Annotated in this window: 24 protein-coding genes and 1 tRNA gene; 9 read left to right on the top strand and 16 right to left on the bottom strand. The window is 68.8% G+C overall.

Going from position 1 to position 25,916, the window contains the following annotated elements; genetic code table 11:
* From VFL64_RS09240 to VFL64_RS09260, 5 genes are all read right to left on the bottom strand, one after another.
* On the bottom strand, positions 1-450 hold a 450-nt coding region (locus tag VFL64_RS09240; protein WP_489540089.1), incomplete at its 3' end, for a DUF6607 family protein.
* A gap of 70 nt (positions 451-520) precedes the next feature.
* Entirely contained in the window at positions 521-1,351 is an 831-nt protein-coding gene (locus VFL64_RS09245; protein ID WP_489540090.1) for an urease accessory protein UreD, read from the bottom strand.
* 34 nt (positions 1,352-1,385) lie between these two features.
* Positions 1,386-2,153 (bottom strand): ABC transporter permease, encoded by a 768-nt coding sequence (locus tag VFL64_RS09250; protein ID WP_489540091.1) that lies wholly within the window; start codon positions 2,151-2,153, stop codon positions 1,386-1,388.
* Complete coding sequence (locus tag VFL64_RS09255; protein WP_489540092.1) at positions 2,150-2,968, bottom strand: ABC transporter ATP-binding protein; 819 nt, start codon at positions 2,966-2,968, stop codon at positions 2,150-2,152. Before VFL64_RS09255 ends, VFL64_RS09250 begins: the two co-directional genes overlap by 4 nt.
* A complete protein-coding gene (locus tag VFL64_RS09260; RefSeq protein WP_489540093.1) occupies positions 2,965-3,867 on the bottom strand; it encodes an alpha/beta fold hydrolase in 903 nt (300 codons plus the stop codon). The genes VFL64_RS09255 and VFL64_RS09260 overlap by 4 nt, the downstream gene beginning before the upstream one ends.
* Between VFL64_RS09260 and VFL64_RS09265 the strand changes: the two genes are divergently transcribed.
* Positions 3,866-4,411, top strand: a complete 546-nt coding sequence (locus VFL64_RS09265; protein WP_489540094.1) for a hypothetical protein — start codon at positions 3,866-3,868, stop codon at positions 4,409-4,411. The two genes, VFL64_RS09260 and VFL64_RS09265, sit on opposite strands and share 2 nt — an antisense overlap.
* Positions 4,412-4,438: 27 nt before the next feature.
* Here the strand turns inward: VFL64_RS09265 and VFL64_RS09270 are convergent, their stop codons facing one another.
* On the bottom strand, positions 4,439-5,470 hold the full coding sequence (locus VFL64_RS09270) for an ABC transporter substrate-binding protein (RefSeq protein ID WP_489540095.1): 1,032 nt from the start codon (positions 5,468-5,470) through the stop codon (positions 4,439-4,441).
* Positions 5,471-5,525: 55 nt separating this feature from the next.
* Positions 5,526-6,833 carry a guanine deaminase gene (gene guaD, locus VFL64_RS09275; RefSeq protein WP_489540096.1) on the bottom strand — a complete coding sequence of 436 codons (1,308 nt, stop codon included), beginning with the start codon at positions 6,831-6,833 and terminating at the stop codon, positions 5,526-5,528.
* Between the two features lie 95 nt (positions 6,834-6,928).
* On the opposite strand from guaD, the gene xdhA reads away from it, so the two are divergent.
* The 3 genes from xdhA to xdhC are packed head-to-tail and all read left to right on the top strand — an operon-like array spanning position 6,929 to position 11,680.
* On the top strand, positions 6,929-8,476 hold the full coding sequence (gene xdhA / locus VFL64_RS09280) for a xanthine dehydrogenase small subunit (protein ID WP_489540097.1): 1,548 nt from the start codon (positions 6,929-6,931) through the stop codon (positions 8,474-8,476).
* Entirely contained in the window at positions 8,473-10,839 is a 2,367-nt protein-coding gene (gene xdhB, locus VFL64_RS09285; RefSeq protein WP_489540098.1) for a xanthine dehydrogenase molybdopterin binding subunit, read from the top strand. Before xdhA ends, xdhB begins: the two co-directional genes overlap by 4 nt.
* 4 nt (positions 10,840-10,843) lie before the next feature.
* Positions 10,844-11,680 (top strand): xanthine dehydrogenase accessory protein XdhC, encoded by an 837-nt coding sequence (gene xdhC, locus VFL64_RS09290; protein ID WP_489540099.1) that lies wholly within the window; start codon positions 10,844-10,846, stop codon positions 11,678-11,680.
* Here the strand turns inward: xdhC and VFL64_RS09295 are convergent.
* The 5 genes from VFL64_RS09295 to ppc all read right to left on the bottom strand — a co-directional run bounded on the left by VFL64_RS09295 (position 11,651) and on the right by ppc (position 18,368).
* The gene (locus VFL64_RS09295; protein WP_489540100.1) at positions 11,651-12,499 is read right to left on the bottom strand and encodes a helix-turn-helix domain-containing protein; all 849 of its coding nucleotides are present in this window, start codon (positions 12,497-12,499) and stop codon (positions 11,651-11,653) included. The genes xdhC and VFL64_RS09295 overlap by 30 nt on opposite strands.
* Positions 12,483-13,106, bottom strand: coding sequence for a hypothetical protein (locus VFL64_RS09300; protein ID WP_489540101.1), 624 nt, complete (start codon positions 13,104-13,106; stop codon positions 12,483-12,485). Before VFL64_RS09300 ends, VFL64_RS09295 begins: the two co-directional genes overlap by 17 nt.
* Before the next feature lie 144 nt (positions 13,107-13,250).
* Positions 13,251-14,150, bottom strand: coding sequence for a hypothetical protein (locus tag VFL64_RS09305; protein ID WP_489540102.1), 900 nt, complete (start codon positions 14,148-14,150; stop codon positions 13,251-13,253).
* A gap of 296 nt (positions 14,151-14,446) precedes the next feature.
* Positions 14,447-15,346: a hypothetical protein gene (locus tag VFL64_RS09310; RefSeq protein ID WP_489540103.1), complete on the bottom strand. Its 900-nt coding sequence runs from the start codon at positions 15,344-15,346 to the stop codon at positions 14,447-14,449.
* Positions 15,347-15,593: 247 nt separating this feature from the next.
* Complete coding sequence (gene ppc, locus VFL64_RS09315) at positions 15,594-18,368, bottom strand: phosphoenolpyruvate carboxylase (RefSeq protein ID WP_489540104.1); 2,775 nt, start codon at positions 18,366-18,368, stop codon at positions 15,594-15,596.
* Positions 18,369-18,483: 115 nt separating this feature from the next.
* Between ppc and hemC the strand changes: the two genes are divergently transcribed.
* The 5 genes from hemC (at position 18,484) to VFL64_RS09340 (ending at position 22,657) form a co-directional block, all read left to right on the top strand.
* Positions 18,484-19,425: a hydroxymethylbilane synthase gene (hemC, locus tag VFL64_RS09320; protein WP_489540105.1), complete on the top strand. Its 942-nt coding sequence runs from the start codon at positions 18,484-18,486 to the stop codon at positions 19,423-19,425.
* Between the two features lie 5 nt (positions 19,426-19,430).
* A complete protein-coding gene (locus VFL64_RS09325; protein ID WP_489540106.1) occupies positions 19,431-20,183 on the top strand; it encodes a uroporphyrinogen-III synthase in 753 nt (250 codons plus the stop codon).
* A complete protein-coding gene (locus VFL64_RS09330; protein ID WP_489540107.1) occupies positions 20,180-21,292 on the top strand; it encodes a uroporphyrinogen-III C-methyltransferase in 1,113 nt (370 codons plus the stop codon). Before VFL64_RS09325 ends, VFL64_RS09330 begins: the two co-directional genes overlap by 4 nt.
* Before the next feature lie 8 nt (positions 21,293-21,300).
* Positions 21,301-22,545, top strand: a complete 1,245-nt coding sequence (locus VFL64_RS09335) for a heme biosynthesis HemY N-terminal domain-containing protein (protein WP_489540108.1) — start codon at positions 21,301-21,303, stop codon at positions 22,543-22,545.
* 35 nt (positions 22,546-22,580) lie between these two features.
* A tRNA-Arg gene (locus VFL64_RS09340) sits at positions 22,581-22,657 on the top strand.
* Positions 22,658-22,711: 54 nt separating this feature from the next.
* On the opposite strand, the gene phnE is transcribed toward VFL64_RS09340, so the two are convergent.
* The 4 genes from phnE to VFL64_RS09360 form a co-directional block, all read right to left on the bottom strand.
* The gene (gene phnE / locus VFL64_RS09345) at positions 22,712-23,524 is read right to left on the bottom strand and encodes a phosphonate ABC transporter, permease protein PhnE (RefSeq protein ID WP_489540109.1); all 813 of its coding nucleotides are present in this window, start codon (positions 23,522-23,524) and stop codon (positions 22,712-22,714) included.
* Positions 23,521-24,342 carry a PhnE/PtxC family ABC transporter permease gene (locus VFL64_RS09350; protein ID WP_489540110.1) on the bottom strand — a complete coding sequence of 274 codons (822 nt, stop codon included), beginning with the start codon at positions 24,340-24,342 and terminating at the stop codon, positions 23,521-23,523. The genes phnE and VFL64_RS09350 overlap by 4 nt, the downstream gene beginning before the upstream one ends.
* Entirely contained in the window at positions 24,342-25,163 is an 822-nt protein-coding gene (locus VFL64_RS09355; RefSeq protein ID WP_489540111.1) for a phosphonate ABC transporter ATP-binding protein, read from the bottom strand. The genes VFL64_RS09350 and VFL64_RS09355 overlap by 1 nt, the downstream gene beginning before the upstream one ends.
* A partial coding sequence (locus VFL64_RS09360; RefSeq protein ID WP_489540112.1) for a putative selenate ABC transporter substrate-binding protein occupies positions 25,160-25,916 on the bottom strand: 757 nt, incomplete at its 5' end. The genes VFL64_RS09355 and VFL64_RS09360, both read right to left, overlap by 4 nt.

Here is a 25,916-nt window from a genome sequence, read left to right on the forward strand (position 1 = left end):
GACCGGCTCGCTCGCCTTGCCTTCCTTGTCGACCATGCGCATCTCCAGGATGTGCACCAGGCTCACGAAGCCCGGCTCGTCCTGGTCGACGTAGACCTTCTCGGTGCCCCAGGACTGGTAGGGCCCGATCGGCTTGGGCGGCGCGGCATAGGTCGCGACTTCCAGGAAGTCGAAGCTCACGCGGTAGCTGCCGGCCATCGCGAGGATGGCACGGCGGTCGCGCTCCTGGGGCGTGAGGCCCGGGGCCTGCAGCGCCTTCCAGGCAGCCGAGGGTTCGCGGTCCAGCGACACCGGCGCACCGCGCGTGGAGCCGCCGCGCGGTTTGGGCGCGCTGCCGTCGAGAGGCCACGAGAAGGTGTAGCGCGGCGACTCCGGTGGTGCGGGCTCGGCCGCGTGCGTGGCAAGGCTGGCGGCGAGCAGCGCAGCGGCGAAGAAGGCAAGGGCTTTCATGCGGCCGCAGTGTAGGCAGGGCCACGGCGCGCCCTCGCTTGCCCGGGTGCTGCGTGCGGTTTTGTCTTGATCAGGTGCGCCAGACGCGCGGCGGCGTGGCGGGCAGTGACCACGCGATGCTGCGCCAGCGCTTCCACACCTCGACCAGCAGGTTCATGGCCGGCTCCACGCGATGGGCCAGCGCACGCAGCACGACGATCTCGGCGTGTGCGGCGCTGCAGCCGGCGGTGGGGCGCAGCGTGTTGCCGCCGATGGCCTCGCGGGCGCCGTCTAGCAGCGCATCGCGGCGTGTTGCGTCCAGCGGCCGGCCTGCGGCGAACCACATCGTCGCCAGCACGCTGTGCCCGGCCCAGCCCAGCGGCGATTGCAGCAGTCGACTGTCGCTGCCGTCGATGGTGGCGCGTTCCAGCCACACGCCGGGCAGCTCGATCTGCTGCGTGTAGCGCCCGGCGTCGAAGCGCTCGTTGCTGGCCGGCAGGCCCAGCGCCAGCACGTCCCAGCCGATCATCTCGGCGCCGGGTGTCAGCTCGAAACGCATGCGGTTCTCGGCCAGTGTGTTGCGGTAGAGGATGGTCTCCAGCGGCAGCCATTCGAGCCGCGCGCCGTCAGCCACCTGGGTGGTGAGCGTCTGCAGGGCCGCGTCGCCGGCACTGCGGTAGAAGCGCGTGGCGCCGGGCGTGGTGATGAGCGCGTGGCTGCCGCTCGCCAGCTGGGCGCTGATCTGCAGCACGTCACCCCCGACCACGCCGCCGGGCGGGTGCACCAGCACGTTGTGGCAGATGCCCTCGCCCTCGGGGTAGAGGCTTTGCAGGATGCGCAGCGGGCCGTTGTGCTCGTCGTGGACGATGGTGCGCGGTGCGTCGTGGCGGTAGCGGAGCTGAAGGTGGCCGTGCCAGCCCATGAAGGCGATTCGGGTTCTGTGAAGTGCGGCGAGTTTAGTGCGAGCCCGAACCGCGATGCGCCCAGGCCGTGGTGCGCTTCTCCACCACCGCGAAGAGTTCGTACATCGCCATCGCCATCACGCCGATGACCACCAGGCCGGCGAAGGCCAGGCCCATCTGCATCGACGAGCCGGCCGAGATCAGCAGGTAGCCGATGCCCTCGTTCGCCGCCGTCATCTCCGACACCGTGGTGCCCACGAAGGCCAGCGTGATGGCGACCTTGAGCGAGCCGTAGAAGTAGGGCATGGAACGCGGCAGGCCGACCTTGACGAGCACGTCCCAGCGCTTGGCGCCGAGCACGCGCAGCACGTCTTCGAGCTCGGGCTCCAGCGTGGCGAGACCCGTGGCGATGTTGACGGTGATGGGGAAGAAGGAGATCAGGAAGGCCGTGAGCACCGCCGGCCCGACGCCGATGCCGAACCACACCACCAGGATGGGCACGAAGGCCGCCTTGGGCAGCGCGTTGAAGGCCGTCATCAGCGGGTACATCGCGGCATAGGCCATGCGCGAGCTGCCGATGAGAAAGCCGAGCAAGGTGCCGACGACGATGGAGAGGCCAAAGCCCACCATGGTGACCCAGAAGGTGCGCCACGCATGGCCGGCGATCACACCGCGGAACTCCCACAGCTGCGTAGCGATGCGCGAGGGCGCGGGGAAGATGAACTCCGAGACGTTGAAGCCGCGGCACAGCAACTCCCACAGCAGGATGACACCCGCCATCAGCAGCCAGGGCGCGAGCGCCTCTTTTTGCCTCTTGTTCATTGCGGCACCTCCACCTGTCCGACAGGTTTGCGGATGGCGCCGATGTGCTCGCGCAGCTCCAGCACGATGTCGGTGAACTCCTTGGTGTAGGTGAGTTCCAGCCCGCGCGGGCGCGGCAGCTCGATCTCGCGGCGCACCAGCATGCGCCCCGGGCTGCGGCTCATCACGTACACCGTGTCGGCCAGGAACACCGCTTCGCGCAGGTCGTGCGTGACCAGGATGACGTTGAACTTCTGCACCGTCCACAGATCGCGCAGGATGCACCACAACTCCTCACGCGTGAACGCATCGAGTGCACCGAAGGGCTCGTCGAGCAGCAGCATCTTGGGCTCGTGGATGAGCGCGCGGCAGATCGACGCACGCTGTTGCATGCCACCAGAGAGCTGCCACGGGAACTTGTCTTCGTAGCCGGCCAGGCCCACGCTGGCGAGCAGCTTCTTCGCCTTCTCGACGTACTCGGCCCGCTTCGCGCGGAAGCTGCTGCGGTAGGGCTCGACGATCTCCAGCGGCAGCAGCACATTGTCCAAAGTGGTGCGCCAGGGCAGCAGCGAAGGCGCCTGGAAGGCCATGCCGGTGATCTTGAGCGGGCCGCTGACCTCTTTGCCGTCGATCAGGATGCTGCCCTGCGAAGGCATCTTGAGCCCGGTGGCCAGCTTCATGAAGGTGGACTTGCCGCAGCCCGAGGGCCCGACGATGGCGATGAACTCGCCTTGCTCGACCTGCAGCGAGATGTCTTCGACCGCGTACTGCTTCTTCGCGAGGAGCTCGTCGTTGTAGGCGAGCCAGACATTTCTGAAATCAACAAACGAAGTCATGGGGTTGGCAACTGATTGATGACGGACTTCACGGTCTCTTGGTACTTCTCGGGGAACTCTTTGTGCAAGCCGCTGTGGCTGCCTCCAGGGAACTCCACCCAGCGCACGCCGGGCCGCGCGGCATCACGCAATTTCCGGCCCAGGGCGACGGGCACGGTCTGGTCGGCGTCGCCATGCATCATCAGGATGGGGGCGTCGACCTGGCCGATCTTCTCGATGGAGTAGAAGCGCTGCCGCGTGATCCACGAGCCGATGGTGCCGATCACGCCCACCGATGCGGCCACGTCGGGCAGGCTGGTGAAGGTCGACTCGATGATCAGCGCGGCGTAGTCGGTGGGGTAGTGCTTGCGGCTGGCCAGGTCGATGGCCACACCGCCGCCCATCGAATGGCCGAAGATCACGCGCTTGCGCGGGTCGGGCTGGTGGTACATCAGTTCCGTCCAGCCGATGTCGGCGTCGGCCAGGATGCTGGGCTCGGACGGGATGATGGGTTCGCTCTCGCCCCAGCCGCGGTACTCGACCGCCAGCACCGAGAAGCCGGCGTTGCGCAGGGCCTCGATCTTGGGGTAGTTGCGAAACAGGTTGCGGAAGGTGCCGTGCAGGTAGAGCAGCGTGGGCGCCTTGGGGTCGGCATGCGGCATCCACCACATCTGCAACTTGTCATGAGCGCCTGGCAAGCTGCCGGGCACGCTGATGAAGTAGGTTTCGTCGCCGGGGCGCAGGCCGGCAAAGTCGGCCGGGCGCCCGGGGGTGGGGCGGTAGACCAGCTCGCGCTCCTTCCTGTCCCACCAGGCACAGCCGCCCAGCGAGGCCAGCATGCAAATGGTCACACACAAGCTGGCGAAGGCGCGGCCTTGGCGAAAGGGAGCGCTCAAAAACGTGGCGACAATCGCAAGCATGAGATTCCTTCTTGTTGTGCTGGCCGCCAGCGCGCTGCTGGCAGCCCTTCCCGCCCGGTCGCAGACCACCGACCCCGCGGTCGCCTCGTCTCCCGGCGGCGCGGAGCCCACCGTCGTCATCCCGCCGGCCGAGCCGGGCAAGGGCATCTGGCGCCTGATGGCTTCGCCGTATTCGTTCCATTATTCACAAGACCCCGAGCACCGGCCGGTGTGGATGGTCGGGCTGGAGCACCAGTTCTCCACGGGGTACCTGTGGGGAGCGACCTACTTCAGCAACTCCTTCGGCCAGCCCAGCGGCTTTGTCTACGGCGGGCAACGGCTCAGCAACTGGAGCGTCTACGACCAGCTGTTCGCGCAGTGGACGGCCGGCATCCTGTACGGCTACAAGGGCGAGTACAAGGACAAGGTGCCTTTCAACCACGGCGGCTTCTCGCCCGGCGTGGTGCTGGCCGTGGGCTGGCAGTTCACGCCGATGTATTCGGCCCAGCTCAATGTGCTGGGCAACTCGGCGCTGATGTTCCAGGTCTCGGTGGACTTCCGCTGAGCGGGCGCCCACCGAGACGGAGAAGGCCTACTTCTTCACAGCCTTGAAGATGTCGCGTTCCGCGGCCGGCGGCAGGTAGCTGCCGTTCCACACCGCCGGGGCGCTCACGCGCTCCTTGGTGGCGAAGGCGTCGGAGACCTGGCTGGCCATGAGTGACAGGCGGCCGGCGTTCACCTCGCCGAAGCCCTCGGCCTTGGCATCGGGCGTGAGCACGGTGGCGTCGAGCGCGAGCTTGAGGCGGCGCGTTTCCAGCTCGTCATTGATGATGCCGTCGCGTGCCTTGACGGTGGCGATGCCGCCCTTGGGGTCGGCGATCACGTCCTTCACGCCCTTGGTGAAGGCGCGCAGGAAGGCTTTCACCGCCTCGGGGTTCTTCTTGAGGAAGTCTTCGCCCACGATGACGGCGTTGCCGTAGAGCTTCACGCCGTAGCTGGGGTAGGGGAGGATCACCACGTCGTCGGCCTTGACGCCGCGCGCTTCGAGGTTGAGCAGCGAGGTGAACGAGAAGCCGGTGATGGCGTCGATGTCGCCGCGCACGAGCATGGTCTCGCGCAGGGGCGGGTCCATGGCGGTCCAGGCCACGTTGGTGACGTTGTTGGCCTTGGCGAAGATGGGCCAGGCCTTGCGGCCGGCGTCGAAGACCGGCGCGCCCAGCTTCTTGCCGCTGAGGTCGGCCGGCGTCTTGATGCCCGACTTCTTGAGCGCCAGCACCGCGGCCGGCGTGTTGTTGTAGACCATCATCACCGCCACCGGCTTGTTGGGCGCGGTCGGGTTGTTGGCGTGGAACTCCATCAGCGCGGCCAGGTCGGCAAAGCCCATGTCGTAGGTGCCTGAGGCCACGCGCGTGACCGTGCCGCCCGAGCCGTTGCCGGCGTCCACCGTGACCTTGAGCTTCTCGGCCTTGAAGTAGCCCTTGGCTTCAGGCACGAGGAAGAGCGCGGCCGGGCCCTCGAAACGCCAGTCGAGCTGGAACTTGATCGGGGTTTCCTGCGCCTGGGCAGCGAAGGGGAAGGCGAGGGCCAGCAGGCTGGCGCACAGAAGGCGTTTGCTGAGGATCATGAGGGCGTGTTTTCCAAGGTGAACGAAGCGTGAAGCTGAAACGCAAGAACCATGCTCAGGGCTGCACCCGCCGCCCAGCGACATAGGTGGCCGCAAGGTTGCGCTCGTCGCCAAGCGTCATCCAGGCGAACACCCTCTCGTGCAGTTCGCGCGCCACCGACAGGCGGCGCTGGGCCACCGGGCCGACGGCCCAGTCCCACACGCAGACGTCGGCCAGCCGGCCGGGCTCCAGCGAGCCGATCTCGTGCTCGAGCCCGAGTGCCTGCGCCGCACCCAGGGTGACGGCGTGCAGGCCCTTCCAGGCGGTGAGCCGGTGGCCGGCCATGGCCTGCACCTTGTAGGCGTCGGCCAGGCTCCGGAGCTGGCACAGGCTGGTGCCGCCACCCACGTCGCTGGCCACGCTGACGGCGGCGCCGGCGGCCTCGGCCGCGCGCCAGTCGAACAGGCCGCTGCCCAAGAAGAGGTTGGACGAGGGGCTGTGTGCGATCTGCGCACCGCTGTCGCGCAGCGCGGCGCGGTCTTCGTCGTCGAGCCAGATGCCGTGGGCCAGCACACTGCGCTCGTCGAGCAGGCCGGCGCGGGCGTAGACGTCAAGGTAGCTGCGCGCCTCGGGGAAGAGCTCTCGCACCCAGGCCACCTCGGCGCGGTTCTCGGCCACGTGGGTTTGCATGTAGAGGCCGCGGTGAGCCTGGTAGAGCGCGCCGGCCATGGCCAGCTGTTCGGGGCTGCTGGTGGGAGCGAAGCGCACGGTCACGGCATACGACAGGCGATCGGTGCCATGCCAGCGCTGGATCAGGTCGACGCAGTCGCGCTCGGCCTGGGCCACGTCGTCGCGCAGGCCTTCGGGGGCGTGGCGGTCCATCAACACCTTGCCGGTGATGAGGCGCATGCCGCGTGCCTGTGCGGCGGCGAAGAGCGTGTCGGCGCTGACCTTGTGCACGGTGGCGAAGACCACGGCGCTGGTGGTGCCGTGCGCCAGCAGCGCGTCGAGGAAGCGTGATGCCCCCGCAGCCGACTCGGCCCCGTCGGCATACAGCTGCTCGGCCGGGAAGGTGTAGTTGTTGAGCCAGTCCAGCAGCTCGGTGCCGTAGCTCGCGATCACGTCGAGCTGCGGGCTGTGCACGTGGGTGTCGATGAACCCGGGCAGGATGAGCTTGTCGCTGTGGTCGTGGTGCGCCCAGCTGGCGTCGGGCAGCTGCGTGCCGGGTTGGGCGCCGACGATGCGGCCACCTTCAACCAGCAGCCAGTGGTCGGGCCGGAAGCGCACCACCGGGGTATCGGTCGCGCCCCAGGCAGGCGCGGCGGTGAAGTCGAGCAGGTCGCCGCGCAGGGCCAGGCGTGAAGGGGGGGCGAAAGATGTCATGGGCTCCACCGTGCAAGCGCCGTACCCACGTGCGGCACGTTGCGTGCTACGTCCTGGCTGTGACAAACACGGGGCTGTGACATAAGCTTTCTCGCATGAACCCTCAACCCATCCGGTTTTACCACCGTGGCGCCGTCGTCGAGGTGAACGGCGCCCACCCGACCCGGTCTGTGCTCGACTGGCTGCGCGAAGATGCGCGCTGCACCGGCACCAAGGAGGGCTGCAACGAAGGCGATTGCGGCGCCTGCACGGTGGTGATCGGCGAGCTGGCCGAGGCCGGTGACGCCACGGCCGTGCGCGGCCTGTCGCTCAAGACCGTCAACGCCTGCATCCAGTTCCTGCCGACCCTGGACGGCAAGGCCTTGTTCACCGTCGAAGACGTGAAGGGCGCCAAAGGACTGCACCCTGCCCAACAGGCCATGGTGGAGTGCCACGGCTCGCAGTGCGGCTTCTGCACGCCGGGCTTCGTGATGTCGCTGTGGTCCACCTACGAGCGGCAGATGGCCTGCAGCGCGCGGCCAAGCCGGCAAGAACTCGCCGACGAGCTCTCGGGCAACCTGTGCCGGTGCACCGGCTACCGGCCCATCCTCGACGCCGGCGAGCGCATGTTCGAGCTGCCCACCGCCACGCTCGACACCGCGCCGGTGGTGGCTGCGCTGCAAGGCATGCAGCGCAGCGACGGCTTCCACTACGCCGCCTTCAACCGGCAAGTCGAAGGGCAGGAGCGCGTCGACCACTTTCATGCGCCGCGCACGCTGGAGAGCTTGGCCGCGCTGCGCGAACAGCAGCCGCAGGCGCAGCTGCTGGCGGGCTGCACCGACATCGGCCTGTGGGTGAACAAGCAGTTCCGGCAACTGGGCGACATCATCTACCTCGGCGATGTGGCCGAACTCAAGCAGATCGACGAGCGCGAGGGTGCGCTGTACATCGGCGCCGGTGCTTCGCTCGAAGCGGCCTGGCGCGCGCTGGTGCAGCGCTGGCCCGCGCTCACCGACGTGTGGCTGCGCTTCGCCTCGCCGCCAGTGCGCAACGCCGGCACCCTGGGTGGCAACATCGCCAACGGCTCGCCCATCGGCGACAGCGCGCCGGTGCTGATGGCGCTCGATGCGCAGGTGCTGCTGCGCAAGGGCACGCGCGAGCGCCGCATGCCGCTGGCCGGGTTCTACATCGACTACATGAAGAACCAGCTGCAGCCCGGCGAGCTGCTGCAGGCGCTGCTCGTGCCCTTGCCGACCCGGGCGCAGCAGCTGCGCGCCTACAAGGTCAGCAAGCGTTTCGACTGCGACATCTCCGCGCTGTGCGCCGGCCTCGCCATCGAGCTGGATGGCGACACGGTGACGCAGGTGCGCATCGCCTTCGGCGGCATGGCCGCCACCGTCAAGCGTGCCGCGCAGGCCGAGGCCGCGCTCATCGGCCAGGCTTGGTCGCAAGACAGCGTGAAGCGCGCGCAGGCCGCGCTGGCGCAAGACTTCACCCCGCTCACCGACATGCGCGCCAGCGCCGCCTACCGGCTGCAGGTGGCGCAGAACCTGTTGCAGCGCTTCTGGCTGGAGACGCGCCCGCAGGATGCCTTGCCGGCGCAGGCCACCAGCGTGTGGGGCACCATGGCGCACGCCGAGCTCTCTGTGGAAGGTCGGCCATGAACAAGCCGAGCGACACCTTCCTGCAACGCCCCTCCGAGGCGCAGGCCCTGCGCACCGGCGCGCGCGTGGGCATCAGCCGCCCGCACGAATCGGCCCATTTGCACGTGGCCGGCGAGGCGGCCTACATCGACGACCTGCCCGAGCTCGCTGGCACCTTGCACGTGGCGCTGGGCCTGTCGCCGATTGCGCATGGTCGGCTGCTCGCCATCGACCTCGACGCCCTGCGCGCTCAGCCCGGCGTGGTGGACGTGCTCACCGCCGCTGACATCCCCGGCCCCAACGACTGCGGCGCCATCGTGCACGACGAGCCCATCCTGGCCGAGGGCGATCTGCGCTACCTCGGCCAGCCGGTGTTCGCGGTCATCGCCCACACGCGCGATGCGGCGCGGCGCGCGGCGGCGCTGGCCAAGCGCGTGCTGAAGGTCGACGCGCTGCCGCCGGTGCTCACCCCGCAGGCCGCCCACGCGCAAGGCCAGTACGTGCTGCCGCCCATGCACCTGACCCGCGGCGATGCGCAGGCGGCGCTGGCCAAGGCACCGCACCGGTTGAAGGGCACGCTCGAAGTTGGTGGGCAGGAGCAGTTCTACCTCGAAGGCCAGATCAGTTACGCCATCCCCAAGGAGAACGACGGGATGCTGGTGCACTGCTCCACCCAGCACCCGAGCGAGATGCAGCACCTGGTCGCGCATGCGCTCAAGCTGCACGCGCACCACGTGCAGGTGGAGTGCAGGCGCATGGGCGGCGGCTTCGGTGGCAAGGAGTCGCAGTCGGCGCCCTTCGCCTGCATCGCCGCGGTGGCGGCGCGCAAGCTCAACCGGCCGGTCAAGCTGCGGCTGGACCGCGACGACGACTTCCTCATCACCGGTCGGCGCCACTGCTTCTGGTACGAGTACGACGTCGGCTACGACGATGACGGCCGCGTGCTGGGCAGCGAGATCACCATGGTCTCGCGCGCCGGCCACTCGGCCGACCTCTCGGGCCCGGTGATGACGCGCGCGCTGTGCCATGTCGACAACGCCTACTGGCTGCCCGACGTTGCCCTGCACGGCTACTCGGGCAAGACCAACACGCAGAGCAACACCGCCTTCCGCGGCTTCGGTGGGCCACAAGGCGCGATCGCGATCGAGAACATCCTCGACACCATCGCCCGCACGCTTGGCCGCGACCCGCTCGACGTGCGCCAGGTCAACTACTACGGCAAGGACGAGCGCTGCACCACGCCGTACGGGCAGGTGGTCGAAGACAACATCATCCACGAGCTGAGTGCGCAGCTCGAAGTGACGAGTGACTACCGCGCGCGCCGCCAGGCCATCGCCCAATACAACGCGGCGAGCCCGGTGCTCAAGCGCGGCATCGCCTTCACGCCCGTCAAGTTCGGCATCTCGTTCAACGTGGCGCACTTCAACCAGGCCGGCGCGCTGGTGCATGTGTACAGCGATGGCTCCATCCTCGTGAACCACGGCGGCACCGAGATGGGCCAGGGCCTCAACACCAAGGTGGCCCAGGTGGTGGCGCACGAGTTGGGTGTGGGCTTCGACAGCGTGCGCGTGACGGCCACCGACACGCAGAAGGTCGTCAACACCTCGGCGACCGCCGCCTCCACCGGCAGCGACCTGAACGGCAAGGCGGCGCAAGACGCGGCGCGCCAGATCCGCGAGCGGTTGGCTGCGTTTGCCGCGGCGCAAAGCGGCGTGAAGCCGAGCGAGGTGAAGTTCGCCAACGACCGTGTGTCGGTGGGTGGCAAGAAGGGGAAGAAGCGCGAGCTCTCGTTCTGCGAGCTGGTGGCGCAGGCCTATCTGGCGAGCGTGCAGCTCTGGTCCGACGGCTTCTACGCCACACCCGGCCTGCACTGGAACCGCGAGACGCTGCAGGGCAAGCCCTTCTTCTACTTCGCCTACGGCGCGGCCGTGAGCGAGGTGGTGGTGGACACGCTCACCGGCGAGTGGAAGCTGCTGCGCGCCGACCTGCTGCACGACGTGGGGCGCTCGCTCAACCCGGCGGTCGACATCGGCCAGGTTGAAGGCGCCTTCATCCAGGGCATGGGCTGGCTCACCACCGAGGAGCTGGTGTGGCACCCGCAGAGCGGCATGCTCAGCACGCACGCGCCCAGCACCTACAAGATCCCCACCGCCAACGACTGCCCGCCGGTCTTCAACGTGACGCTGTTCGACGCCGAGAACCCGGCCGACACCATCCACCGCAGCAAGGCGGTGGGCGAGCCGCCGCTGCTGCTGCCCTTCTCGGTGTTCTTCGCGATCCGCGATGCGATCTCGTCGGTGGGCGGGCACCGTGTCGACCCGCCGCTGTCGGCACCGGCGACCCCCGAGGCCATCCTGCGCGCCATCACGGCGGTGCGGGGCTGAGACCGTGAACCTGCGCCACGCTGCACGCGATTGGCTGGACAGCGGCGAGCCCGCGGTGCTGGTCGAGGTGAGCGAAGCCCAGGGCTCGGTGCCGCGCGGCAGCGGCACGCGCATGCTGGTGTCGGCGCAGCGCGCCGCCGGCACCATCGGCGGCGGCCACCTGGAACTCAAGGCCCTGGCGCATGCGCGCCGGATGCTCGAACAGGGCGACCTCAGTGTGAGCTCGCTGCATTTACCTCTGGGCCCGGCGCTGGGCCAGTGCTGCGGCGGGGCGGTGACGCTGCGCTTCGAGCGCCTGCAGGCCACGCACCTCGGGGCCTGGCCGCTCAGCGCCCCGCTCTTTCACCTGCAGCTCTATGGCGCGGGCCACGTGGGCCGTGCCATCGCGCGCCTGCTGGCCATGCTCGACGTGCAGGTCGACTGGATCGACGAACGCGAAGACGAGTTCCCGGCCTCGCTGGGTGACGTCACCTGGGGCGCCTGGCCGGCGCACATTCGCAAGCTGGTGGGCGATGGCGTGGAGGCCGAGGTGCGGCATGCACCGCCCGGCGCCTTCTACCTGGTGTTGACGCACCAGCACGATCTCGACCTGCGCATCACCGAGGCCATCCTGCGGCGCGGCGACTTCCGCTACCTGGGCCTGATCGGCTCGCGCACGAAGAAGAACAAGTTCATCCACCGCTTTGAGGCGCTTGGCCTCGCGCCCGCGCTGATCGAGCGCATCACCTGCCCGATCGGGGTGCCCGGCATTGCGGGCAAGGAGCCCGAGGTGATTGCGGTGGCCGTGGTGGCCCAGCTCCTGCAGCGTGCTTCAGCTCAGGCTGTCGGCAAAGTCGCTTGACTCGACCTTGTGCCGGGACGCGAGGGCCGGCGGCGCGTGGATGGCGAATGCGTTGCCATTGACGAAGAGCGACGGCGGCACACCGAAGGCCTTCACCCACATGCGTGAGAGGTGGGCCGAATCGCTGAAGCCCGCGGCGTGGGCCGTGTCGGTCAGGCTCATGCCCTGGCAGAGGAAGCGGCAGGCCGCGATGACCTTGTACGAAGACTGGTAGTGGCGCAGCGACACGCCCATCTCCTGCGAGAACAGGTGCGACAGCCGGTAGTACGAGAGGCAGGCCTTGTCGGCCAGGGTCTCCAGACTCTGGTCGGGGTCTTCGCGAAGCCATTGCATGACGCTCGCGATGCGCGCATCGAGCGTCTTGGGTGCCGGCAACAGCGCGGCGACCACACCCACGCATTCTTCGAAGAGATGCCGGCTCTGTTCCAGGTTCAGACGGCCCGCGAGCAGCTTGTCGAGCGCGTCGAGCTGATCGAAGAACAGGGCGCGCGGCAGCGACACATGCCCCGGCTCGCGCAGCAGCGCGAACACGCGGTACGCGGGGTGGCTCGGGCCCACGCCCAACGAGACGAACGGCACCTGGTGTGCGTTCAGGCTGCGGGTGACAAAGGGCTTGACCACCACCGCGCCCTGGCGCTGCGTGCGCCCGCCGATCTCGAGTTCGAACTCCTGCTCGGAGGTGGCGAGCAGCAGCATGCCGGAGAAGCGCTCCGTCGGCCCCGTGACCATGCCGGGGCAGCAGAACATGAAGCCGCTCTCGTACAGGAACACCTGCGGGCGCTGGGGAGGCTCCGCGCTGGTGTCAACGCGGGCCGTCATGGCGTGCGCCCTCGTCGTTCGCCGCGTAGTCGTAACGCAGGCGGGTCAGCGAGCCGTTGCGGTAGACGTCGAGCTCGAGTTCGGTCTGCTGGATGAGCGCGACCATCGAGGTCTCGTCGATGGCCGACATCCTGGGCGTGTCGAGCGAATAGATCATGTCGCCGGGGCGCAGGCCGAGCCGCTCGTAGCGGCTGTCGGGCAAGACTTCGGCCACCACGTAGCCGCCTTGCGGGCTGGGCTTCAAGTGCACTTCGTTGAGGAAGGCGCGCGCCGCTTCGGGGCGCGAGACCGTGAGCAGGCGGATGTCGATGCCGGCGTTGCGCGCGGCCATCTCGGCGGCTTCGGCACCCATGTCGACCACGGGTGCGGGGTTGCTGTTGCGGGCGACGGCTGGTGCGGGTTCTTCGTCTGGGCTGTCCGGCGGCTCGGGAGCGTACTCGCGCGACGGCAGGCTGGCCTGGCTGAAGCTCTCCGGCCGGGCCGGCAAAGGCTCGCCTTCGCTCGACAGCCACCAGAACAGCGCTGCCACGGGTGCGGCGATGCACAGCGTGATCAAGGCGGTGCGCCCGGGCCGGGATTTCGGAGCGACGTGGATGATCCCGCTCATGAAACAAACCTCGTTGCAGATTCACTTGGGTGGGCTCGTGCCCACCCTGTACGCATGGCGCCCTGCGAGCCGGAGGCAGGCAGGGCGGGATCGTTCATACCTCATATGCCGGGTGCCGCACAAGGCGGAACCCGGCGTGCTTCATCACGGGGTGACGAAGCTCTTCAACCACTCGGTGGTGGCGGGCAGGGCCCAGGCCTTGGAGCCGCTCTGGTAGATCGGGTCGACCAGGGCGCCCGAGCACTGCACGCCGATGACGCCACCGTAGCCCATGAAGCAGTGGTCGGCATCGAGGTCGCTCACTTCGGTGCTGCGCACGACCAGCCAGCCGGAGCCGTTGCTGTTCAGGCACGAGGTGGAGCCGGTGGCGCAGGTCTTGCCGGTCACGAGCGCGCCGGAGTTGCCGGCGCTGATGACGGTGCCGCCCACGAACATGTCGGTCTGGCCGTTGATGATGCGGATGCGGTCGCCCGACTGGGTATGGTTGCCGTTGGCGATGCACGAGCTCAGGTTGTAGGCGGCGGTGTACGTGGCGCCGGCACCCTGGCCCATGGAGGCGCGAATGCGGCTGTCGTAGTTCTTCGACAGCACCGAAATGATCGAACCCTGGCTCAGGCCGCCGGTGACGATGCCCTTGGAGCAGTCGGCCTTGGCGCGTGCGCACAGCGTCTGGATCGCGCTGGTGGCCTTGCTCGAATCGAAGATGCACTTGGCGCGCGTGCCGATGGTCGAGCAGGTGCCGAAGGAGCCGTTGTCGTATTCGATCGAGGCGGCCACGAAGCCCTTGGCGGCCATCGCGTTCACGGCGGCCATGGCCCAGTTGCTGGTGTACGACTCGCCGGTGCCGCCGATGTGCACGTACACGGGGTACTTGCCCGAAGCAGTGGGCTCGGCACCGCGGATGTTGTAGGTGGTGCCGCACGATGCCGTGCTGCCGCCCTTGTACGAACTGGTGAAGGCGGTCTGTGCGGTGGCGAGGGTGGCGATCGAGGTGATGGCCACCGCCAGGCCGGCGCGCAGGATGTGTCGGGTGAGCTGGTTCATGTTGTCTCCGATGTGATGCTGTTTGTTCGAACGGCTTGCCGACGGCCACACGGGCGCGTGATCGTCGGTAAGCCGCTGCGCCACCTCAATAAGTGAACGCCTGTGCATCTTCGGCCTCAGCTTAACCCTGCCACTTGAACCGAGTTGCTATTTCTCCCCGGGGAAAGCCCGCGGTTGGGGCGAGTGAGCGGTGGTTTCGCGCTCTTTTTCGCACGCTCATTCAGTTGCGGGTCAGCTTCGGTACAGAAAGGAAGGGCCGGGCCCCGCGTGGCGGTGCCCGGCGTGGGCGATGTGGCTTACGGGGTGACGAAGCTCTTCAGCCAGTCGGTGGTGGCGGGCAGCGCCCAGGCCTTGGAGCCTGTTTGGTAGATCGGGTCGACCAGGGCGCCGGAGCACTGCACGCCGATCGTGCCGCCGTAGCCCATGAAGCAGTGGTCGGCGTCGAGGTCGCTCACTTCGTAGCTCTGCACCACCAGCCAGCCGGAGCCGTTGCTGTTCAGGCACGAGGTGGAACCCGTCGCACAGGTCTTGCCGGTCACGAGCGCGCCGGAGTTGCCGGCGGTCGTGATGGTGCCGCCCACGAACATGTCGGTCTGGCCGTTGATGATCCGGATGCGGTCACCCGTTTGCACGTGGTTGCCGTTGGCAACGCACGAGCTCAGGTTGTAGGCGGCGGTGTAGGTGGCGCCGGCACCCTGGCCCATCGATGCACGGATGCGGCTGTCGTAGTTCTTCGACAGCACCGAGATGATCGAACCCTGGCTCAGGCCGCCGGTGACGATGCCCTTGGAGCAGTCGGCCTTGGCGCGTGCGCACAGCGTCTGGATCGCGCTGGTGGCCTTGCTCGAATCGAAGATGCACTTGGCGCGTGTACCGATGGTGTCGCAGGTGCCGAATGAGCCGTTGTCGTACTGGATCGACGCCGCCACGAAGCCCTTGGCGGCCATCGCGTTCACCGCGGCCATGGCCCAGTTGCTGGTGTACGACTCGCCGGTGCCGCCGATGTGCACGTACACGGGGTACTTGCCCGAAGCAGTGGGCTCGGCGCCGCGGATGTTGTAGGTGGTGCCGCAGGAGGCGGTGCTGCCGCCCTTGTAGCTGCTGGTGAAGCTGGTGGCGGCAATGGCCATCGAGGCCGCCGAGGTGACGACGAGCGCCACCGTGGCGCGCAAAAGGTGTTTGGACAGCTGCTTCATAAGGTCTCCGATGTAGATGCTGGTTCTTGGTTGGTTCGCCGACGGTCACCAGAGGCTCTGCGTGTTCGTCGGTGCGCTCCAGGAAGTGAACGCGTGTGCATCTTTTGCCGGAGATCGCGCTGCGGACTTGAATCGAGTTGCTACTCCTCCCCCGTGAATCCCCGCGGTTGGGATCTGCCCTGTGAACTTTTTGCACGGCCTGTTCAGACCCTGCTCAGACTGGTTCAGCCCCCGCTCAGCCCCGCACTCAGCCGGTGTTGCGCAGGCCCGCCGCCACGCCGTTGATGGAGATGTGGATGCCTCGCTGCACCCGCTCGTTGGCGGGGTCGCCTTCGCGTTGGTGGCGGTAGCGGCGCATCAGCTCCACCTGCAGGTGGTTGAGCGGGTCGAGGTAGGGGAAGCGGTGCTCGATCGAACGCGCCAGCGACGGGTTGGAGGCCAGGCGTTTCTTCTCGCCGGTGATGAGGCTGAGCGCGTCCGACGTGGCCTGCCACTCGGCCTGGATGGCGCCAAAGATGCGCTTGCCCAGTCGCTTGTCTTCCACCAGCTCCACATAGCGTGCGGCGATGCCCAGGTCGCTCTTGGCCAGCACCATGTCGAGGTTGGAGAGCAGGGTGCGGAAGAACGGCCACTGCTTGTGCATGCGCTGCAGCAGCGCGAGGCGTTCCTTGCGCTGCTGCGGGCTCTTGCCCAGGTAGTCGTTGATGGCCGAGCCGAAGCCGCACCAGCCCGGCAGCGCCACGCGGCACTGGCCCCAGCTGAAGCCCCAGGGGATGGCGCGCAGGTCTTCGATGGCACGCGTGGCCTTGCGCGAGGCCGGGCGCGAGCCGATGTTGAGCTCGGCGATCTCGCGGATCGGCGTGGCGGCGAAGAAGTAGTCGGTGAAGCCCGGGGTCTCGTACACGAGCTTGCGGTAGGCCGCCATGCTGGCCGTGCTGATCGCGTCGGCCGCGTCGAGGAAGCTCTTGGGCGCACTCTTGGTCGGATGCAGCAGCGTGGCCTCGAGCGTGGCGGCGACCAGGGTCTCGAGGTTGCGCCGGCCGATCTCGGGGTGGGCGTACTTGGAGGCGATCACCTCGCCTTGCTCGGTGAGGCGGATCTGCCCGTTCACCGTGCCGGGCGGTTGCGCCAGGATGGCCTGGTAGCTCGGGCCGCCACCGCGGCCCACCGTGCCGCCGCGGCCATGGAACAGGCGCAGCGTGATGCCGTGCTCGGCGCGCAATGCGTCGAAGAACGCGACCAGCGCGATCTCGGCGCGGTACAGCTCCCAGTTGCTGGTGAAGAAGCCGCCGTCCTTGTTGCTGTCGCTGTAGCCGAGCATGATGTCCTGCTCACTGCCCGAACGCTTCATCATCGCGGCGATGCCCGGCAGCTCGTAGTAGGCCCGCATGATCGGCCCGGCATTGCGCAGGTCGCCGATGGTCTCGAACAGCGGTGAGACGATGAGGTCGCAGGTGGCGCTGTCGTCCAGCGTGCCACGCATCAGCCCCACTTCCTTCTGCAGCAACAGCACCTCCAGCAGGTCGCTCACGTCTTCGGTGTGCGAAATGATGTAGTGGCGCAGCGCCTGGCGGCCGTAGGCCTTGAGCATCTGCAACGCGATCTCGAAGATCGCCAGCTCGCTTTGCGCATGCTCTGAGTAGCTGGCGGCGCGCACGCGCAGCGGGCGGGCGTCGTTGAGCAGGCGCATCAGCAGGGCGCGGCGCGCGGGCTCGTCGAGCGCGCTGTAGTCGGGCTCGATGCGCGCCACCTGCAGCAGCTCGGCCACCACGGCCTCGTGCTTGTCGGAGCTCTGGCGCAGGTCGACGGTGGCGAGGTGGAAGCCGAACACCTGCACCGCGCGCATCAGCGGCCGCAGGCGCGGCGCGATCAGGGCCTGCGCGTGGTGGCTGTGCAGCGATTGCTCGATCACGCCCAGGTCGTGCAGGAAGTCCTCGCTGCGCGCATAGGGCGACTGCGGCGCCACCGCATGGCGCAGCGCTTCGGTGCCGGTGAGCTCGTGCAAGGTGGCTGCCAGACGCGCATACATGCCGATCAGGGCGCGGCGGTAGGGCTCGTCCTGGCGGTGCGCGCCCTGGTCGGGCGAGGCATCGGCCAGCGCCTGCATGGCCGGTGTGACGGGTGCGAGCATCGCCGAGATCGACAGCTCGGCGCCGAGTTCGTGCACCTCGGTCAGGTAGAAGCGCAGCACGGTCTCGCTCTGGCGGCGCAGCGCCATCTGCAAGGTGTCGGCGCTGACGTTGGGGTTGCCGTCGCGGTCGCCGCCGATCCAGTTGCCCATGCGGAAGAACGATGCGATCGGGTGGCCGGGCAGGGCGTCCTCGAGCTCGCGGTACATGCGCGGGATCTGGCGCAGGAAGGTGGTCTGGTAGTAGCTCAGCGCGCTCTCGATCTCGTCGGCCACGGTGAGCTTGGTGTAGCGCAGCATGCGCGTTTGCCACAGCTGCGTCACGCGGGCGCGCAGCAGGGCTTCGTTGTCGGCCAGGTCGCGCGCGGTGTGCAGCGTGTCGCGCTGGCCGATGAGTTCGGCGATGGCGCGCTCGGCGTCGAGGATGCTCTTGCGCTGCACCTCGGTCGGGTGGGCGGTGAGCACCGGCGAGATGTAGGCGCTTTGCAGCGTGGCGGCGATGGTGCTGGCGCGGATGTCGGCTTCGGCCAGGCGCTCCAGGCTCATCGCGAGCGAGCCTTCCTGCAGGTGGCCCTGGCGCTCGTGGTGTTCGCGCCGGCGCACGTGGTGGCGGTCTTCGGCAATGTTGGCCAGGTGCGAGAAGTAGCTGAAGGCGCGGATCACGCTCACCGTCTGGTCGCCGGAGAGGTTCTTCAGCAGGCGGTCGAGCGAGCGGCCGGCCTGCGTGTCGCGCTTCAGGCGGTAGGCCACCGAGAGCTGGCGCACGCGCTCGATCAGTTCGAAGGCGGCCTTGCCTTCCTGCTCGCGGATCACGTCGCCGAGGATGCGGCCGAGCAGCCGGATGTCTTCGACCAAAGGGAGGTTCTTGGCGTCGTCGGGCTGGGCGCGCGGCATGGGTGTCCTTGGGCTGATGCGTGAAGCGAGGGCGTAATTTAGTTACGCCCTCGCAATGGTAGCGGTTTCTTAGGCAGAAGCCGGCCTCACCACACGCGCCTGATAGCATCCCCCGATGCCTCACACACCGCCTGTCCACCTGCTGATCGCCACCCGTGAAAGCCGCCTCGCCTTGTGGCAGGCCGAGCATGTGCAAGCCCTGCTCAAGCAGCGCATGGGGCTCGAGGTGGGCCTGCTCGGCATGACGACGCGCGGCGACCAGATCCTCGACCGCACGCTCTCCAAGGTGGGCGGCAAGGGCCTGTTCGTGAAGGAGTTGGAGACTGCGCTCGAAGAGGGCCGCGCCCACCTCGCCGTGCACTCGCTCAAGGACGTGCCCATGGACTTGCCCGACGGCTTCGAGCTTGCCGCCGTGCTGGAGCGCGAAGACCCGCGCGATGCGCTCGTCTCCAACACGTACGCATCCCTGGATGAATTGCCGCAGGGCGCCTGCGTGGGCACCTCCAGCCTGCGCCGCGTGGTGCTGCTGCGCGCGCTGCGGCCCGACCTGCGCATCGAGCCCCTGCGCGGCAACCTCGACACGCGCCTGCGCAAGCTCGACGAAGGCCAGTACGACGCCATCGTGCTGGCCGCCGCCGGCCTCAAGCGCCTGGGCCTGGCGGACCGCATCCGCAGCATCTTCGACCCCGAGCAGATGATCCCCGCGGCCGGCCAGGGCGCGCTCGGCATCGAGGTGCTGGCCGACGCGATGCCGCTGCGCACGCAGCTCGCCGAACTCATCCACCGCCCCACCTGGCTGGCCGTGCAGGCCGAGCGCGCCGTCTCGCGCGCCCTGGGTGGCAGCTGCAGCATGCCGCTGGCAGCGCACGCGACCTGGCATGCCGACGTGCTGCACCTTGCCGCGGCCTTGGGCGATGGGCAGGACACAGCCCGTCCGCTGTTGCGCGTCAACCTGCAGGCCACCATCGCCGACGACGATGCGGCGCGCGCCCTGGGCGAGCGGGCGGCCGAGCAGCTGCGCAGCCTGGGCGGCGCATCTTACCTGGCAGCGCTGTAAGCCCGATGCGCGTGCTGGTCACACGGCCTGCCGCACAGGCCAGCGAGTGGGTGCAACAGCTTCGTGCTGCCGGCCTGGAGGCCGAGACGCTGCCCCTGATCGACATCGCTCCCGCGCCCGATCCCGCGGCCGTGGCCGCTGCGTGGTCGACCCTGCCGCAGCAGTCGATGGTGGTCTTCGTCAGCCCGAACGCTGCCGCGCACTTCTTCGCGGCGCGGCCCGCGCATGTTCAGTGGCCTGCGGCCACGCGGGCTGCATCGCCCGGCCCCGGCACCACACAGGTTTTGCGCGAGCTGGGCGTGCCCTTGATCACCGAGCCCGCGGCGGATGCGCCGCAGTTCGATTCCGAAGCGCTGTGGCAGCGGCTCGCCCCACTCGATTGGGCCGGGCGGCACGTGCTGGTGGTGCGTGGTGCCGGCGGTCGCGACTGGTTGGCCGAGCGTTTGCGTGAGCGTGGTGCGCAGCTGAGTTTCGTCGCGGCCTACGACCGCGCGGCGCCACAGCTCTCGGCGCCGCAGCAGGCCCTGTTGGGCGAGGCGCTGGCGCAGCCGACCGAACACCTGTGGTTCTTCAGCAGCTCCGAAGCCATCGACAACCTGCAGGCCCTGGCCCCGCAAGCCGACTGGCGACAGGCCCGCGCCTTGGCCACCCACCCGCGCATTGCCGAACGCGCGCGCCGGCTCGGCATCGGCTACGTGATCGAGGCTCGGCCGTCACTCGCAGACGTGGTCGCGTGCATACAATCAAACGCATCGTGAACGATGTCACACAAGCCCCCAACAGCCCGCTTCCCGAGCCCGTGGTAGCCGTGCCGGCCCACCCGCGCAAGCGCTGGTGGTGGGTCGCAGCCATCCTCCTGATCCTGCTGGTTGGCGCCAGCCTCGCCCTGGGCTGGTCGGCCGAGCGGCGCGTGCGCAAGCTGGAGCAGGAGCTCGTGCGCCGCCAGCAGGACAGCCAGAACCTCTCCGGCGAAGCGCGCCTGCTGGCCAAGCGCGCCGACGAAACCGCGCGCGAAAGCGCGGCCAAGGTCTCGCTGCTCGAAGCGCGCCTGGCGGAAGTGGCCATCCAGCGCACGCAGCTCGAAGACCTGATCCAGTCGCTCTCGCGCTCGCGCGACGAGAACGTGCTGGTCGACATCGACGCCGGCCTGCGCGTGGCGCAGCAGCAGGCCACCATCACCGGCAGCGCCGAGCCGCTCGTGGCTGCGCTCAAGCAGGCCGACGAGCGCCTTGCACGCTACAGCCAGCCGCGGCTCGAAGGCGTGCGCCGCGCCATCGCGCGCGACATGGACCGCGTCAAGGCGGTCAGCGTGCCCGACATCTCGGCCCTGTCGATCAAGCTCGACGAAGCCATCCGACTGATCGACGAACTGCCCTTGCTGTCGCAGGCCGAGCCGCGCAAGGAGGCCAGCAAGCCCGCGGTGGCTGCGTCGTCGGCCAAGCCCATGGCGCGCAGCGCCTCCGGTGCCAGCGAGAGCAAGAGCGGCTGGTCGGTGGCCGTGTCCGATGGCTGGTCCAGCCTGGTCGAGCGCGTGTGGCTTGAGGCGCGCAGCCTGGTGCGCGTGACACGCATCGACCACCACGACGCGATGATGCTGGCGCCCGAGCAGGCCTTCTTCCTGCGCGAGAACCTCAAGCTGCGCCTGCTCAATGCCCGCCTGGCCCTGCTGAGCCGCCAGTTCGACACCGTGCAGACGGACCTGCAAGGCGCGCAGCAGGCACTCGATCGCTACTTCGACCGCAGCTCGCGCCGCACCGTCGTCGCCGGCGAGCTGTGCAAGCAGGTGGCCGCCGGTGCCCGCCAGGTCGGCCTGCCGCGCCCCGACGACACCTTTGCTGCCTTGGCGGCGGCCACCGCCGGGCGTTGACCTTTTCCATGCGCGCCGTCGTCTGGTTTGTTCTGCTCTTCGTGGTCGCCGTGGTGGCCGCCACCACCTTCGGTGCCAACGACGGCCTCGTCTCGCTGTACTGGAGCGGCTGGCGCATGGACGTGTCCATGAACCTCTTCCTCATCGCGCTGCTGGCCATCTGCCTGGCGCTGGTGATGATCTTCCAGGCGATCAACGGCCTGCTGAGCCTGCCGCGCCGCGCTCACGAGTGGCGCGTGGCCCGGCGTGACCGCACTGCCCAGGCGGCTCTGCGCGATGCACTGGCACAGTATTTCGGCGGGCGCTACAGCCGCGCGCAGAAGTCGGCCCAGCGGGCGCTGCTCATCCAGTCCGAGACGCCCGACCTCGTGCAGGACAACGAGTTCACCGTGCTCGGCCACCTGCTTGCCGCTGGCAGCGCGCACAAGCTGCAGGACCGCAGCCGCCGCGACGACCAACTGGAGCGCGCCCTGGAACTCAGCAGCCAGAGCAGCCTCGCCCGCTCCGCCGAAGAAGGCGCACGCTTGCTCGCCGCTGAATGGGCACTCGACGACCGCGATGCCACGCGCGCCCTCGAACTGCTGGCCGCGCTGCCCCCGGGCGTGGCGCGCCGCACCCATGCGCTGCGGCTCAAGCTGCAGGCCAGCCGCCTCGCCAACCAGCCGACCGAGGCCTTGAAGACCGCGCGCCTGCTGGCCAAGCACCAGGCCTTCTCCAAGGTCGCGGCGCAGGGCCTGCTGCGTTCGCTCGCCTTCGAATCGCTCGATGGCGCCCGCGATGCCGACCAGGTGCGCCGCGTCTGGTTCGGGCTGGAGAACGCCGACCGGCGCGACCCCTTCGTGGCCGCACGCGCTGCCGCGTGCCTCTCGGCGCAGGGTGCGGCCGCTGAAGCGCGCGCCTGGTTGCGGCCCTTCTGGGATCGTCTGGGCGACCTGAGCACCGACGAACGCGCCGCGCTCGCGCATGGCTTGGTGGCCAGCATGGCTGGCCTGTCACCCGATTGGCTGGCCCGTCTGGAGGGCGCCGCACAGGCCCACCCGCGCGAACCTGCCGTGGCCTATGCGGTGGGCTGCGCCCTGGCCGAGCGCGAACTGTGGGGCAAGGCCCGCCTGCTCCTCGACCAGGCCTCGGTGGCCACCCAGTTGCCGGCCGACGCACGCCGCCATGCCTGGCTGCTGCTCGCCCGCCTCGCGGAGGAGCAGTCCGACACCGAGCGGATGGCTCTTTGCTACGAGTCGGCAGCCAAGTTGTAGACCCCGGCTATCTTGGTGCTATACTTCGAGGCTTCGCGGCTGTAGCTCAGTTGGATAGAGTACTTGGCTACGAACCAAGGGGTCGTGGGTTCGAATCCTGCCAGCCGCACCAAACAAGAAGAAATGGAACAACGCCTCAGAGGCTTCGTCTCTGAGGCGTTTTTCTTTACGGGTGCGCTCTTCTTGAGTCGCCACTGCGCACCAGCATCTGGCGCAACCCGTACGACAACCCATCCACCGCCGCCACCAGCCCCACCATCGCGATCAGCACGGTGCAGGTCTCGTGCATCTGGAACAGGCTGAGGTGGAAGTACAGCATCTGCCCCAGGCCGCCCGCGCCGACCACGCCCAGCACGGCGGCGGCGCGGATGTTGTTCTCCCAGCGGTAGAGGCTGTACGACACCAGCTGCGGCAGCACCTGCGGCAGCGTGGCCCACAGGAAGATGCGCGCGCCGCCGATGCCGCGCACGCGCAGGGCCAGCGCGGGTTCGGGTGCGGCGTTCTCGATGCTCTCGGCGAACAGACGGCCGAGCACGCCGGTGGTGTGCAGCGCCAGCGCCAGCGTGCCGGGGAAGGGGCCGAGGCCGGCGGCAATGAGCAGCAGCGAGGCCCACACCAGCTCGGGGATGGAGCGCAGTGCGTTGAGCAGCAGGCGCGCGGCCGAGCGCAGCGCGCGGGCCGCCGTGCCCTCTTGCGCGCTCGCGGGCAGGGCCAGCGCGAGGCCGGCGAGCGCCGCGAGCAGCGTGCCGAGCAGCGACATGGCGATGGTCTCGATGGCCGCTCCGGCCGTCTTGCGCAGGAAGGCCGGTGAGGTCTCGGGCGGGAAGAAGCTCGCCCCGAAGGCCGCGATCTTGGCCAGCTCGCTGGGCGCGAGGAAGTCGGCCCAGCGCAAGTCCAGCGAGGCGAAGCTCGCGACGATCAGTGCGAGCACCGCAGCGCCGATCCACAGGCCTTTCTTGCGTGCAGCCAGGGCGTTCATGCGCTCACCTTGCGCAAGGCCGCGCTCACGCGGTCGCTCAACGCCACCAGGCCGATGAACACCAGCAGGATGGCGCCGACTTCGGCGCCCGCGAACATCTTGGTGGCGGTGTCGAGCTGCTGGCCCAGGCCGCCCGCGCCGACGAAGCCGAGCACCACCGACGAGCGGATGGCGCATTCCCAGCGGTAGACGGTGTAGCTCACCAGCTCGTGGCTGCACGCTGGCAGCGTGCCGAACAGCAGCGCTTGCAAGCGCCCGCCGCCGTTGCGCAACAGCGCCTGCGTCGGGGCCGGGTCACTGCTCTCCAGGATTTCGGCGTAGACCTTGCCGAGCATGCCGCCGTAGGCGATGGCGATGGCCAGCACGCCAGCGGTCGGCCCCAGTCCCACCACACGAACGAACACCAGCGCCCACACCAGCTCGGGGATGGAGCGCAGCACGATCAGCAGCCAGCGCACGGCCTGCCGCAGCAAGGCCGGGCCGGTGTCCATGCGGCGTGCGAGTGCGCTCACCGACAGGCGTGCTGTGGAGGCCAGCGCCAGCGGCACGGCGATCAGCCAGGCCAGCGTGAGCCCGGCGGTGGCGATGGCCACGGTGCGCCAGGTGGCGCGGGCCAGTTCGGCGAGAAAGGCCGCGTCATGCCTCGGCGGCACGAAGTCGCCGATGAAGCGCCAGGTGGCCGCGAGGCTGCGCGCGTCGGCCAGCACGGCGGGGTTGAACTCGGTCCACACGAGCAGCGGCCACATCAGCACGACCACGGCCAGCAGCAAGGCGCTGCGCGGCAGCAGGGCAGGGTCGTGCAGGCGGATGCTTTGCATCAGCGGCACATGCTCTCGGGCAGTGAAGCGGCGGCTGAGGTGTGCGACGTGGCGGGAGACGCCGCTGGCGGCTCGTCTGCGTAGAGCGCATTCACCGCCTCGTCGCTCAGGCCAGCCGACGGCCCGTCGTACACACACTCGCCGTTGCGCAGGGCCACGATGCGCGGAAAGCGCTCACGCGCCACCTCGACCTGATGCAGGCTGCACACCAGCGTGCGCTGCTCGCGCCGCGCGCTGTCGATCAGCGTGGCGATGGCTTGTGAAGCGCGCGTGGGGTCGAGCGCCGACAGCGGCTCGTCGATCAGCCACAGCGCGGCTTGCGACACCAGCGCGCGCGCCAGCCCCACGCGCTGGCGTTCACCGCCCGACAGGCGGTCGACGCGGTGCCACAGCTTGTCGGCGAGGTCGAAGGCGCCGAGCGCGGCTTCGGCCAGCCCCGCTTGCTTCGGGTGCCACAGCGTGGCCAGGCTTTGCAGCAGGCCCATGGATGGCAACTGCCCGGCCAGCACTGCGGTGACCACGCGCTGACGCGGCGGCAGTGGCGGCACCTGCGGCGCCAGGAAGAGCCGGTGACGCAGGCGCTGCCGTTCGGAAGAGCTCAACTGCCATGGGTCGCTGCCCCACAGCGCAAGCGAGCCGGCGAGTGGCTGCACCGCGCAGGCCAGGCCCATCAGCAGCGTGCTCTTGCCTGCACCCGAAGGGCCGATCAAGGCCACCTGCTCACCGGGCTCGATGCGCAGGCTCAGCCCGCGCACGGCAGCGGCCTTCGCGCCCGGTGCCGCGGGGGCGGCGAAGTCGCGCAGCTCGATGGCGGACGTCACTTCAGCAGGCCGGCGTTCTCGGCGGCCGCGCGGATGCCGTTGTAGTTGTCGGGCTGCGAGGGGACGAAGCGCGTGGCACGCTGCAGCGCGAGGATCTCCTTGCCCTGCGGCGTGTTCGCATCAAGCGCCAGGAAGGCCTGCTGCAGCTTGTTGCGCAGCTCGGCCGGCATGGCGGAATGCACCGTCCAGTTGTAGTCGTAGTACGCGGGCGTGGTGTAGAAGACCTTCACCTGCTCGGTGTCGACCTTCTTCTCGGCCACGAACTTCTCCCACACCGAGATGTTGAGCGCGCCGGCGTCGACCTTGCCGCTGGCCACGGCCGCGATGGTGGCGTCGTGCGCACCGGAGAAGTTGATGCGCTTGAGGTCGGTGTCGGGGTTGATCTTGGCGGCCAGCAGGAAGCTGCGCGGCATCAAATGGCCCGAGGTGCTGGAGGCCGAGCCGAAGCTCAGCGTGCGGCCCTTCAGGTCTTCGAGCTTGTGGATGCCGCTCTTGGCGTCGGTGATGAACACCGAGCGGAAGCGCGTGTCTTCCTCGCGCTGCACCAGCGGAATCATCTGCCCGTTCGAGCGCGCGTTGGCCTGCACGAAGGTGAAGCCGCCGAACCAGGCGAGGTCGATCTTGCGGTTGACCACCGTCTCCACTGCCGCGGCGTAGTCGGTGACCGGCGTCCACTCGACCTTCATGCCCAGCTTGCTTTCCAGGTACTTGCCCAGCGGCTCGAACTTGCGTGCCAGTTCGGTGGGCGACTCG

Source organism: Rhizobacter sp. (assembly GCF_035702065.1).
In the GTDB taxonomy this organism is placed as follows: Bacteria; Pseudomonadota; Gammaproteobacteria; order Burkholderiales; family Burkholderiaceae_C; genus Rhizobacter.

Bases quoted from the DNA above. Each gene is read 5' to 3' on its own strand.
- VFL64_RS09265 (WP_489540094.1), top strand. From the start codon at position 3,866: ATGAGATTCCTTCTTGTTGTGCTGGCCGCCAGCGCGCTGCTGGCAGCC.
- VFL64_RS09245 (WP_489540090.1), bottom strand. From the start codon at position 1,351: ATGGGCTGGCACGGCCACCTTCAGCTCCGCTACCGCCACGACGCACCG.
- hemC (WP_489540105.1), top strand. From the start codon at position 18,484: ATGCCTCACACACCGCCTGTCCACCTGCTGATCGCCACCCGTGAAAGC.
- VFL64_RS09255 (WP_489540092.1), bottom strand. From the start codon at position 2,968: ATGACTTCGTTTGTTGATTTCAGAAATGTCTGGCTCGCCTACAACGAC.
- VFL64_RS09300 (WP_489540101.1), bottom strand. From the start codon at position 13,106: ATGAGCGGGATCATCCACGTCGCTCCGAAATCCCGGCCCGGGCGCACC.
- VFL64_RS09350 (WP_489540110.1), bottom strand. From the start codon at position 24,342: ATGCAAAGCATCCGCCTGCACGACCCTGCCCTGCTGCCGCGCAGCGCC.
- VFL64_RS09295 (WP_489540100.1), bottom strand. From the start codon at position 12,499: ATGACGGCCCGCGTTGACACCAGCGCGGAGCCTCCCCAGCGCCCGCAG.
- VFL64_RS09270 (WP_489540095.1), bottom strand. From the start codon at position 5,470: ATGATCCTCAGCAAACGCCTTCTGTGCGCCAGCCTGCTGGCCCTCGCC.
- ppc (WP_489540104.1), bottom strand. From the start codon at position 18,368: ATGCCGCGCGCCCAGCCCGACGACGCCAAGAACCTCCCTTTGGTCGAA.
- xdhB (WP_489540098.1), top strand. From the start codon at position 8,473: ATGAACAAGCCGAGCGACACCTTCCTGCAACGCCCCTCCGAGGCGCAG.
- VFL64_RS09325 (WP_489540106.1), top strand. From the start codon at position 19,431: ATGCGCGTGCTGGTCACACGGCCTGCCGCACAGGCCAGCGAGTGGGTG.
- VFL64_RS09335 (WP_489540108.1), top strand. From the start codon at position 21,301: ATGCGCGCCGTCGTCTGGTTTGTTCTGCTCTTCGTGGTCGCCGTGGTG.
- VFL64_RS09250 (WP_489540091.1), bottom strand. From the start codon at position 2,153: ATGAACAAGAGGCAAAAAGAGGCGCTCGCGCCCTGGCTGCTGATGGCG.
- xdhA (WP_489540097.1), top strand. From the start codon at position 6,929: ATGAACCCTCAACCCATCCGGTTTTACCACCGTGGCGCCGTCGTCGAG.
- guaD (WP_489540096.1), bottom strand. From the start codon at position 6,833: ATGACATCTTTCGCCCCCCCTTCACGCCTGGCCCTGCGCGGCGACCTG.
- VFL64_RS09305 (WP_489540102.1), bottom strand. From the start codon at position 14,150: ATGAACCAGCTCACCCGACACATCCTGCGCGCCGGCCTGGCGGTGGCC.
- phnE (WP_489540109.1), bottom strand. From the start codon at position 23,524: ATGAACGCCCTGGCTGCACGCAAGAAAGGCCTGTGGATCGGCGCTGCG.
- VFL64_RS09310 (WP_489540103.1), bottom strand. From the start codon at position 15,346: ATGAAGCAGCTGTCCAAACACCTTTTGCGCGCCACGGTGGCGCTCGTC.
- VFL64_RS09260 (WP_489540093.1), bottom strand. From the start codon at position 3,867: ATGCTTGCGATTGTCGCCACGTTTTTGAGCGCTCCCTTTCGCCAAGGC.